The 10,903-nt window shown below is 69.9% G+C and carries 7 protein-coding genes; 5 read left to right on the top strand and 2 right to left on the bottom strand.

Translation table 11 applies throughout. From position 1 onward, the window contains the following. Positions 1–113: 113 nt before the first annotated feature. Together FOJ82_RS05895 and FOJ82_RS05890 are read right to left on the bottom strand one after the other, a co-directional pair. The gene (locus FOJ82_RS05895) at positions 114–338 is read right to left on the bottom strand and encodes a hypothetical protein (RefSeq protein WP_143937546.1); all 225 of its coding nucleotides are present in this window, start codon (positions 336–338) and stop codon (positions 114–116) included. A 5-nt stretch (positions 339–343) separates the two neighbouring features. Then, positions 344–1,627, bottom strand: coding sequence for an adenylosuccinate synthase (locus FOJ82_RS05890; RefSeq protein WP_143937545.1), 1,284 nt, complete (start codon positions 1,625–1,627; stop codon positions 344–346). A gap of 251 nt (positions 1,628–1,878) precedes the next feature. On the opposite strand from FOJ82_RS05890, the gene dhaK reads away from it, so the two are divergent. The 5 genes from dhaK (at position 1,879) to FOJ82_RS05865 (ending at position 10,877) form a co-directional block, all read left to right on the top strand. After that, complete coding sequence (dhaK, locus tag FOJ82_RS05885) at positions 1,879–2,874, top strand: dihydroxyacetone kinase subunit DhaK (RefSeq protein WP_143937544.1); 996 nt, start codon at positions 1,879–1,881, stop codon at positions 2,872–2,874. Between the two features lie 2 nt (positions 2,875–2,876). Continuing rightward, positions 2,877–3,518, top strand: coding sequence for a dihydroxyacetone kinase subunit DhaL (dhaL, locus tag FOJ82_RS05880; RefSeq protein ID WP_143937975.1), 642 nt, complete (start codon positions 2,877–2,879; stop codon positions 3,516–3,518). A 10-nt stretch (positions 3,519–3,528) separates the two neighbouring features. After that, positions 3,529–5,967 (top strand): phosphoenolpyruvate--protein phosphotransferase, encoded by a 2,439-nt coding sequence (gene ptsP / locus FOJ82_RS05875; protein ID WP_185975648.1) that lies wholly within the window; start codon positions 3,529–3,531, stop codon positions 5,965–5,967. Continuing rightward, positions 5,948–6,877 carry a patatin-like phospholipase family protein gene (locus tag FOJ82_RS05870; RefSeq protein ID WP_281279931.1) on the top strand — a complete coding sequence of 310 codons (930 nt, stop codon included), beginning with the start codon at positions 5,948–5,950 and terminating at the stop codon, positions 6,875–6,877. The genes ptsP and FOJ82_RS05870 overlap by 20 nt, the downstream gene beginning before the upstream one ends. Positions 6,878–6,977: 100 nt before the next feature. Beyond that, positions 6,978–10,877 (top strand): metallophosphoesterase, encoded by a 3,900-nt coding sequence (locus tag FOJ82_RS05865; protein WP_143937542.1) that lies wholly within the window; start codon positions 6,978–6,980, stop codon positions 10,875–10,877. The last annotated feature ends 26 nt before the right edge of the window (positions 10,878–10,903 follow it).

Genomic DNA, 10,903 nt, shown 5'->3' with positions numbered 1-10,903 from the left:
GGCGATGCGATGGATGTTACCGGGAACATGTGCTGGTCGCAATAGGTTCTTCGAAACTCACCCGGTTGGTTTCGGAGATGGCGGGACCGGCGATCGGGATTTTCGGCCGAGGCCTAGCGCTGCGCGTCGGCCTCGCGGTCCGCGCGCTCGGCGGCCTCGTGGGAGTGCTGGACCAGGAGCCGGAAACCGATGATGGCGGCGACGAAGACGAAGCCGATCGGCACCACCCACCACCAGCCCCAGCCCAGTTCCTCCTGGAACAGGGCGATGGCGAGGGTCACCGTCATGAACAAGACGATGTAGGTGACCACCGCTGCCCAGATTCCGCGCTTCGGCACGGCGCTCAGATCAGGTCGTGGATCGCGATCGACTGCTCGCGACCCGGGCCGACGCCGATGCCGGAGATCCGGCAGCCGATGAGCTCCTCGAGTCGCTTGACGTAGGCCTGGCAGGTTGCCGGCAGCTCCTCGAAGGTGCGGCAGCCGGAGATGTCCTCGCTCCAACCGTCGAGGTACTCGTAGACGGGCTGCGCGTGGTGGAAGTCGGTCTGGGTCATCGGCATGTGGTCGTGGCGGACCCCGTCGACCTCGTAGGCGACGCAGACGGGGATCTTCTCCCAGCCGGAGAGAATGTCGAGCTTGGTGAGGAAGATGTCGGTGAAGGCGTTGATCTTCGAGGCCTGCTCCACCAGGACCGCGTCGAACCAGCCACAGCGGCGGGGCCGGCCGGTGGTGGCCCCGAACTCGCCGCCGATCTGCCGCAGCTTCTCGCCGTCCTCGTCGAAGAGCTCCGTGGGGAACGGGCCCTCGCCGACGCGGGTGGTGTAGGCCTTGGCGATGCCGATGGTGCGGTCGAGCCGGGTGGGGCCGACGCCGGCGCCGGTGCAGGCACCGGCCGCGATCGGGTTGGAGGAGGTCACGTAGGGGTAGGTGCCGTGGTCCACGTCGAGGAAGTGCGCCTGCGCGCCCTCGAACAGGACCACCTTGCCCTCGTCGAGGGCGTCGTTGATGAAGCGCGCGCTGTCGATGACGTAGGGGCGGATCTTGTCCGCGTGCTTGAGCAGGCTCTCCACGATCTCGTCGGCCTCGATCTCGCGCCGGTTGTACACCTTCACCAGGAGCTGGTTCTTCTGGTCCAGCGAGGCCTCGACCTTCTGGCGCAGGATCGGCTCGTCGAAGATGTCCTGGATCCGGATGCCCATCCGGTTCACCTTGTCCGAGTACGCGGGGCCGACGCCGCGTCCGGTGGTACCGATCTTCTTCTTGCCGAGGAAGCGCTCCGTGACCTTGTCGAGGACCTTGTGGTACTCGGTGATGACGTGTGCGTTGGAGCTCACGTAGGGGTGGGGCACGTTCACGCCGCGGGAGGTCAGGACGGCCATCTCCTCGGCCAGCACGTCGAGGTCCACGACGACGCCGTTGCCGATGACGGTGGTGGTGTTCGGGTTGAGGATGCCGGAGGGCAGCAGGTGCAGCACGAACTTCTCGCCGCCGACCACCAGGGTGTGACCGGCGTTGTTGCCACCGGAATAGCGCACACACAGGTCGACGCGATCACCCAACTGATCCGTCGCCTTCCCCTTGCCCTCGTCCCCCCACTGGGCACCGACCACGACAACGCTGGGCATCTCAGCCACCTCCAAGAATGGATCAAGCCCCGCAGAGCGTGCTGGGGCCTTACCACCCCACAATACCGAGTCACCCCGCCATCCGGCGATTCCATTCATCGTGCACGTTCTTGCGCGCTCCCAGAGCTGGCCGTGCACCAAAGGTCAGGGGCATTGATTCCGCACCCCCGGCGGGCGAAGCTCAGAGGTCAGGGCGCCCGGCGCCCATCCGCCTTGCGGAGAACCCCAGCAGCGAAGCAGGAGGAAACACCGTGAAGAAGCTCATCAACGAGGTCGACGACGTCATCACCGATGCACTCAAGGGCATCGAGGCGTCCGACGAGAACGTCCGCGTGGACCACCAGAACCGCGTGATCCTCCGGGCCACGCCCAAGGAGAAGGGGAAGGTGGCCCTGGTCTCCGGCGGTGGCTCCGGCCACGAGCCGCTGCACGGTGGGTTCGTCGGGCTCGGCATGCTCGACGCCGCGTGCGCGGGACAGATGTTCACCTCGCCGACCCCCGACCAGATGCAGGCCGCAACCACCGCCGTCGACGCCGGTGCGGGTGTCCTGCACATCGTGAAGAACTACACCGGCGACGTCATGAACTTCGAGATGGCGGCCGAGATCGCAGCCGACGAGGGCGTGAAGGTGGCCACCGTCGTCGTCGCCGACGACGTGGCAGTCCAGGACTCGCTCTACACTGCCGGACGACGCGGCGTCGGGCTGACCGTGCTGCTCGAGAAGATCGTCGGCGCCGCCGCCGAGGAGGGACGCGACCTGGACGCCGTCGTGGCCGTGGCGAACAAGGTGAACGAGGGCGGCCGCTCCATGGGGATGGCACTCACCAGCTGCACCGTGCCCGCCGCCGGGAAGCCCACCTTCGACCTGCCGGAGGACGAGATGGAGATCGGCATCGGGATCCACGGCGAGCCCGGCCGCCACCGCGAGAAGATCGGCTCCGCCCGCGACATCGCCAAGCAGCTCGTGGACCCGATCCTGCACGACCTGGACTACGCCGGCAGCGATGTCATCGTGATGGTCAACGGGATGGGCGCCACCCCGCTGATCGAGCTCTACCTGATGTACGGCGAGGTCAAGGCCCTGCTGGACGAGGCCGGTGTCACCATCGCCCGCAACCTCGTCGGCAACTACATCACGAGCCTCGACATGGCAGGTTGTTCGGTCACGCTGCTCAAGGCCGACGAGGAGATTCTCGGCCTCTGGGATGCGCCGGTGAAGACGGCAGGGCTACGTTGGGGACTGTGAGCATGACAGACAACGTCTCCTTCAAGCAGTTGGTCGCCTGGTTGCACGAGTTCGGCACCCTGGTGAACCAGAACAAGTCCTACCTGACCGAGCTCGACTCGGCGATCGGTGACGCCGACCACGGCGCCAACATGGCCCGCGGCATGACCTCCGTGCTGAACCTCGTCGACGCCGACGGCGCCGACGGGGTCGGCACCCTGTTCAAGAAGGCCGGGATGACGCTGGTCAGCAGCGTCGGCGGCGCGAGCGGCCCTCTCTACGGGACGTTCTTCATGAAGTTCGGCACCTCCACCGGGGCCGCTGACCAGCTCACGCCGGAGCAACTGGCCGCCGCCCTGCGCGCGGGACTCGACGGCGTGCTGGCCCGCGGAAAGGCCGAACTGGGCGACAAGACCATGGTTGACGCCATGGTCCCGGCGGTCGAGGCCATGGAGAAGGCCTTCGGCGAGGGCGAGTCGCTCGCCGCCGGCACCGCCGCCGCCGCCGAGGCAGCCCGACAGGGCCGGGAGGCCACCATCGAGATGCTCGCCCGGAAGGGTCGCGCAAGCTACCTGGGCGAGCGTTCCGTGGGACACCAGGACCCTGGGGCCACTTCCACCGCCTACCTCTTCGAGGCGCTCGCCGCGTCGGTGGACAAGGCCTGAGATGGCGTCGGTGGGTCTCGTCGTCGTCTCCCACTCGCGTCGGTTGGCTGAAGCCGCCGTCGAGCTCGCCCTCCAGATGGTCCATGGCGAGCAGCCACCCATCCGGATAGCCGCCGGCATGCCCGACGGCGGGTTGGGCACCGACGCCATGGAGGTGATGGCCGCCATCCAGGAGGTCTCCGCCGGCGCCGGCGTCGTGGTCCTGGTGGACCTGGGCTCCGCTGTCATGAGCGCCGAGATGGCATGTGAGTTCCTCGACGACGAGGCCGCCGACGTGCGGATCTTGGCGGCACCGTTCGTCGAGGGGCTGCTGGCCGCGGCCGTCCTCGCGGCAGGTGGTGCCACCCTCGACGAGGTGGCCCGGGAGGCCACCGCCGCCCTGAGCCCGAAGATCCAGGCACTGCCCGGTGGCGACGAGGAACCCGAACCCGCCCCGCAGGCGCCCGCAGACGACTGGGGTGCGGAGGCCGCCGACGAGGCCTCCCTGCCCAACAAGATGGGGCTGCACGCCCGACCCGCCTCGCTGTTCGCGTCCACCGCCGCGAGCTTCGACGCGGAGGTCCGCGTGCTGCACGAGCGCGGCACGGTGGCTGCCCGCAGCCCGCTCGCGCTGGCGACGCTGGCTGCGAAGTACGGCGAGACACTCCGCGTTGAGGCAAGGGGCCCCGAGGCCTCCGAGGCCGTGGCCGCCCTGCTCGAGATGGTCCGCGACGGCTTCGGCGAGGCGGGCCCCGAGGAACCGGTCCAGCAGCAGGAACCCGCCGCGTCCCCCTCCAATGCCGCCGCATCGCGCTCCCCGCTGGGAGTGAGCCCCGGAAGGGTGGTGGGCCCCAGCCGCCGGATGCTGCCCGCCCTCGCCGAGGAGCCGCCGAGTCGGCAGGTCCCCCGCGACGGCGTGGCCCAGGAGTGCGAACGCCTGGAGCAGGCCGTGGCCGCCGTGGTGGCGGAGTACCGGCGCCGCTCGTCGACCGCGCAGGACGAGGCCGCAGAGATCCTCTCGGCAACCGCCGGGCTCGCCGAGGACGCGACCCTGCTCGCAGCCGCCCGTCGGCGCGTCGAGGAGGAGCGCCTCGGCGCCCCAAACGCCTTCTGGCAGGCCGCCGACGAGGTGGCCGCCACCATGCGGGCCGCCGGCGGGCTGCTGGCCGAGCGCGCCACCGACATCACCGACATCCGGGACCGCGTGGTCTCGCACCTGCTCGGCGTTCCCATGCCCGGGATCCCCGATCCCGGCCACCCGTTCATCCTGGTGGCGCGGGACCTGGCCCCGTCCGACACCTCGGCGCTCGACCCGGCCACCTGCCTGGGCATCGTCACCGTCGAGGGCGGACCCACCTCGCACACCGCGATCCTGGCCCGCAGCATGGGAATCCCGGCAGTGGCCGGGGTCGTCGACGCGCTGGACATCGCCGACGACACCCGCGTGCTAATCGACGGCGGCAGCGGCCAGGTGATCATCTCCCCCGCCGACGACGAGCTCGACGGCGCACGCACGAAACCGGCCGAGCTGGTGCCGCTTGCCGAGCCTGGCAGGACCTCCGACGGGTTCGAGGTGCCGCTGCTGGCAAACGTGGGCTCCGGCAAGGACGCCCGCGGCGCCGCGCTCGCCGCCGCCGAGGGCATCGGCCTGTTCCGCACCGAGTTCGCCTTCCTCGACCGTGCCGACGAGCCGGGCGTGGAGGAGCAGGTGGCGCAGTACCGCGCCGTCCTCAACGCGTTCCCGGGCCGGCGGGTCGTCATCCGCACGCTGGACGCAGGCAGCGACAAGCCGATGCCGTTCCTCACCATCCCGGGCGAACCGAACCCAGCGCTGGGGATTCGCGGCTACCGCACCGCCGTGGACAACCCCGAGGTGCTCGCCCGCCAGCTGGCTGCCATCGTGCGCGCGTCGGAGGACTCGGAGGCCGACGTGTGGGTGATGGCACCCATGATCTCCACCGTCGACGAGGCCGCGGCCTTCGCCCGGCTGGCCCGGGAGGCCGGGGTGCGCAAGGTGGGCGTGATGGTGGAGACGCCGTCGGCCGCCCTGCAGACCGCCGACCTCCTCGAGCACGTCGACTTCGTCAGCGTCGGCACCAACGACCTGACCCAGTACACGATGGCCGCGGACAGGCAGGCCACCTCGCTCGGGGAACTCCAGGACCCGTGGCAACCAGGTGTGCTCCGCCTCCTGCGGGAGGTGGGCCGGGCCGCCACCGAGGCCGGGAAGTCCGCGGGGATCTGCGGCGAGGCCGCCTCCGACCCGCTGCTCGCGAGCGTCCTCGTCGGCCTCGGGATCACGAGCCTCTCGATGGGTCCGCGTGCGCTGCACTCCGTGGGGGCGACGCTCGCCGCGGCCAGCCTCGAGCAGTGCCGTCGGGCCGCCGACGCCGCCTGCGCCGCACCCACCGCCGCCGCCGCGAAGCAGGCCGTGGCCGACGTCCTCGGGGGTGGGCGCGCTGCTGCATAGCAACGTCGAAGGTGTCGCCCTCGTCTTCGAGGGCGGTGGCATGCGCGCCAGCTACTCCTCCGGCGTGCTCAACGCGCTCCTGGAGGGCGAGGTCCACTTCGACTGGGTGGGCGGCATCTCCGCCGGCTCCAGCTGCACAGCCAACTACCTGTCCCGCGACCAGCGGCGCGCCGAGCGCTCGTTCACCGACTTCGCCGGGGAGGCCAACTTCGGCGGGCTCGGCAGCTGGGTCCGGGGCAAGGGCATGTTCCACGCGGAGTGGATCTACGAGCAGACCTCCGGGCCCGATCAGGTGCTCCCGTTCGACTTCGACGCCTACTCGGCCAACCCCGCCGGCTGCGCGATCGGCGCCATCCGCTGCACCGACGGCGAGATGGTCTACTGGGGCCGCGAAGAGCTGGCCACCCGGCAGGCGCTGATGAAGCGGGTCCGGGCGTCGTCGACCATGCCGCTGCTCATGCCGTGGACCGACATCGACGGCGTACCGTACTGCGACGGCGCCCTCGGCCCCACCGGCGGGTTCGCCGTCGACGCCGCCCGCGCGGCCGGCTACGACAGGTTCGTGGTGGTGCTCACCCGGCCACGTGGCTACCGCAAGACCGCAGTCCGCTCCGAGCGCACCATGAGGACCCTCCTGCGGCGGTTCCCGGCCGTGGCGCGCGGGTTGATCGACAGGCCGAGGAACTACAACCGCACCCTCGACGAGCTCCACGAGTTGGAACGGCACGGCCGCGCACACCTGGTGTTCCCGGACGAGATGCCCATCGGCAACAGCGAGCGCAACCTCGCAAGGCTGCGCACCATGTACCAGCGAGGCCTGGTCCAGGGCCGGCGGGAGCTGGCCGCGATCAGGGATTTCGTAGGCCTGCCCCAACCCCCGGCAACGGAAGGGCAACTGGCTCGTGACTAGGCGCTTAACAGTCGGTTAACACCTCCGGCAAACCTTGCCCGGCTTCCTTCGGATCGGGTCGGATGGGTCTGTTCATACCCCTCCCCCAAGGAGTTCGAAGGTGTCACCCACCCGCAGACGAACGGGCGCGCTGCTCGCGACCCTCGCCCTGACCGGCTCGCTCATCACCGCCTCCCCCGCCGGGGCGGAGCCGGCCTCCCCCTCCATCACACCCACCGACGGCGCCTGGGTCTCCGGCACCCAGACCGTCACCGCGCTGCCCGGACAGCGCGGTGACGACGTCACCGAGCTCGCCCTCGACGGGCAGGCACTCGAGACCAGCACCGACCTCGGGTCGGCAGAGCTGCAGTTCGACGTCGGTTCCAACTCCATCGAGGCCAGGTACGGCTCCTACGTCCTGGTCAACGGCAACCGCGTGGACCTGACCGAACGCGACTGGGTCTCCGAGCGCGGAGTCGTGGAGTTCCCGGCCGAGTGGCTCGTCGCGGGTGAGAACACCCTCGGTTGGCGCGTCGGCACCTTCGAGACCAGCTGCGGAGCCAACCACGACGACTACGTTGTGGCCGACGTCGCCGTCGTCACGGGCGGGCCCGTCACCATGGACGGGGACCCGAAGCTCGTCTACTCGATGGGCGACGGCTCCTGCGGCACCAACGCCACGCTCCTCAAGGAGTTCGACATCACCTTCACCGTCGGCGACGACCCGGCCGACACCAGCGGCCTGGTGGCCGAGGTGGACACCACCGGCCTCGAGAACGGCCCGCACACGGTCACCGCCACCACCGCCGCGGGCGGCACCGCCACACAGACGATCAACGTGAACAACGACCCCGCCGACGGCGCGGACATCAGCATCGTCGACGGCAGCGTCCTGCACGGGAACGTCCACGTCACGGCCGCCCCGCTCGGCACGCCGAACGTCACCGGGATCACTCTCGACGGCGGAGGACTGGACACCGCCCCCACCCTCGGCGCCTCCGACGGCGTCTTCCGGTTCGCCGTGGGCTCCAACTCCGCCGACGCCCGCTACGGCAACCACGTGGTCGTCAACGGCTTCACGATCGTGCTCGACGACACCATCGTGAGCGAGACCCACGAACTGCCGGTGCCCGGCGCATACCTCGTCCCCGGCCGGAACACCGTCGTGTTCAACGCCGGCACCATCGAGAGCAGCTGCGGGACCAACTACGACGACTTCAACGTCACCGGCGTGGAACTCGTGGTCGACGGCACCGTCGCGACCCCGGATGACGTCCAGGACCAGTACTCCTTCGGCGACGGCAACTGCGGCAGCAACTCCAGCCGGTTGCTGACGGCCGAGATGAACTTCGACGTCGCCGCCGACGGCACCGGCCTGCGGACCGCCCTGGACACCACCGCCCTGGCAGACGGCACCCACCAGCTGGCCGCCACCACCGCGAGCGGCGCGGTCTCGGTGCGCACCTTCGACGTGGACAACACCGCCCCGGTGGCGACCAGCTCCATCACCGCCGGCCAGCACCTCACCGAGACCACGGTGCTCGAGGTGGAGGCCACCGACCCGAACGGCGTCGAGGACCTCACCATCACAATCGACGGCGCACCCGTCGCGAGCGGCTCGCTGATCGGTCCCGAGCTGCGCCTCGGCTTCCACGAGTTGGCCATCACCGCGACCGACGGCATCGGCAACACCGGCACGACAACCATCGAGTTCAGCACCGCCGAGATCCCCGCGGGCATCATCGACCTCCGCGCAGAGGAGACCGCGGAGGGGATCGAGCTGTCCGCAGCGGTGGACGTCACCGGCGGCGGTTCCGTCTCGGGCACGTTCTACCGGGCCGAGGCGGCGCTCGCCATCTCGGGCCGCCAGGCCGAGGGCACCGGGATCCCGGACACCCTCGACTTCGAGGGCGACGCGATCCCCGTCGACGGACTCCTCGCCGACGACGAGGCGCTGGTCACCAGCCCGGCCAGCTCTGGGGTGACCTACCAGCGCTTCGACGTGGACGTCACCGACGTCCCCGCCACCGACGCGCGCGCCCACTGGCGCGGCTACGTCGACCCGCAGCGCACCGCCACGCTCTACCTGTGGAACACCGTGTCCGCGCAGTGGGAGGAGGCGGCAACCGGCCGCGGCGACTCCGATGCCGCCACCGTACTCACCGCCCCCGTCGCCACCGCGCACGTCGACGACAGCGTCGTCCACGCGCTGGTCGCCGGCAGTGACCCGTTCGCCGACGACATCGCCAAGCCGGTCGACGACGCCTTCGCGGACCCGGCCGAGTACGACTTCGCCATCGCCCATTTCACCGACACCCAGTACCTGTCCGAGGGTGCGGTGGAGCAGGAGACCGCGGAGGAACGGGCAGTGTGGGAGAAGTCCTACACGGACCTGACCCAGTGGATCGTCGACAACGCGCAGGAGCGCAAGATCGCCTACGCCGCCCACACCGGCGACATCATCGAGAACTGGATCCGCGAGACCAACGACGAGGCCAACGCCCGCGCCGAGTGGGAGGTCGCCTCGCGCGCCCAGAAGATCCTGGAGGACTCCGGCCTGCCGCACGGCGTGCTCGCGGGCAACCACGACAACTGGACCGGGACGAACCACGATCTCTACAACGAGTACTTCGGCCCCGAGAAGTACCGCGCGCTGTCCGAGGGCTGGGCCGACGCCGAGTTCGGCGGGAGCTTCACCGAGGACGACAACCAGAACCACTACGACCTGTTCAGCGCCGCCGGGGCCGACTTCATCGCCGTCTACCTGTCCTACGGCGTCGACGAGGCCGACGTCGCATGGGCCAACGAGGTGCTCGGGCGCTACCCCGAGCGCAACGCCATCCTGCTCTCGCACGCCTACCTGACCACGAGCTCCGAGCCGGACGGCCGCAAGGCCCCGTACTCGAACGCCGGCGGCCTCTACCAGTTCCGCAACATCGTCTCGCAGAACCCGAACGTGTTCCTGACGCTGTCGGGGCACCACCACGGAGTCGGCCTCAACGTCCTGACCAACGTCTCGGAGGAGGGCAACCACGTCGTGGAGATGCTCGCCGACTACCAGTTCTACGAGATCGGCGTCGAGGAGCTCGGACTCACCGAGATCGGCGGCTACAGCCCGGAGCAGACGCTGCGCTTCGGCGCCAGCTTCCTGCGGATGCTGCAGTTCGACCTGGACCGCTCGGAACTGGTCATCGACACCTACTCGCCGTTCCTGGACAACTTCAACGCCACGGAGTACGACCTCGAGCAGCGCTACGACGGCACCGAGGACGACCTCGTCGTCCCGATCGAGCTCAACACCCGCAGCACCTCCATCCAGACCGACGCGATGCTGGTCCTCTCACCCACCGACGAGGTCCTCGGGACCGACGAGGGACCTGCGGACGAGCGCCTGTCCACGACGGTCGATGCCGAAGTGCTGCAGGCGTGGTACCTCGAGGCCGAGACGCTGACCGGTGGCCACCTGGTCTCCGGGATGGTCCCCGCCCCCGGGGAGCTCTTCGGCGAAACGGTGCCCACCGAGCCGGAGCCCAGCCCCGAGCCCAGCCAGGAACCGACGCAGGAGCCCACGAAGGAGCCGACCGCCGGGCCCACCACCCCCGCGGTCACCGACGTCTACTCCACCCCCGGCTTCCACAACGTGAACGGTCGCTGGTGGTACACCGAGTGCGAGCCGTACTCGCAGACCATCCGCTGCACCACCGACATCTGGGCCACCAGCACCAGCTACGCGGCGGGTCGGTTCACCTCCAGCAACGGCTGGGTGTTCAACAACCTCACCTACCTGCCGTACATGACGCGCGCCGCGTGGGGCTCGAACCCGCTGGCCAACGACGGCGAGTGGACCGCCGCCGACGGTCGGCAGTGGCGCACCGAGTGCGACACCGCCCGGACCGGCCGCGGCGGCTGCCGCACCTGGGTCCGCTCGGACGTGGTGGCATCCTCGCAGGCCGCTGACGGCGGTTGGACCCACAGGCAGACGAAGGACTGGGTCCTGAACAACATCGTCCGCTTCCGCTGACCCCATCGCTGGTCGAGTAGCTCGCT

The sequence above is a fragment of the Tessaracoccus rhinocerotis genome (assembly GCF_007197885.1).
GTDB classification, from domain to species: domain Bacteria; phylum Actinomycetota; class Actinomycetes; order Propionibacteriales; family Propionibacteriaceae; genus Arachnia; species Arachnia rhinocerotis.
The sequence above is the reverse complement of the archived record's forward strand: the minus strand, read 5'-3'. Positions and strand labels throughout refer to the sequence as shown.

Coding starts and splice junctions, on each gene's coding strand:
- FOJ82_RS05890 (WP_143937545.1), bottom strand. CDS start 1,627: ATGCCCAGCGTTGTCGTGGTCGGTGCCCAGTGGGGGGACGAGGGCAAG.
- dhaL (WP_143937975.1), top strand. CDS start 2,877: ATGACAGACAACGTCTCCTTCAAGCAGTTGGTCGCCTGGTTGCACGAG.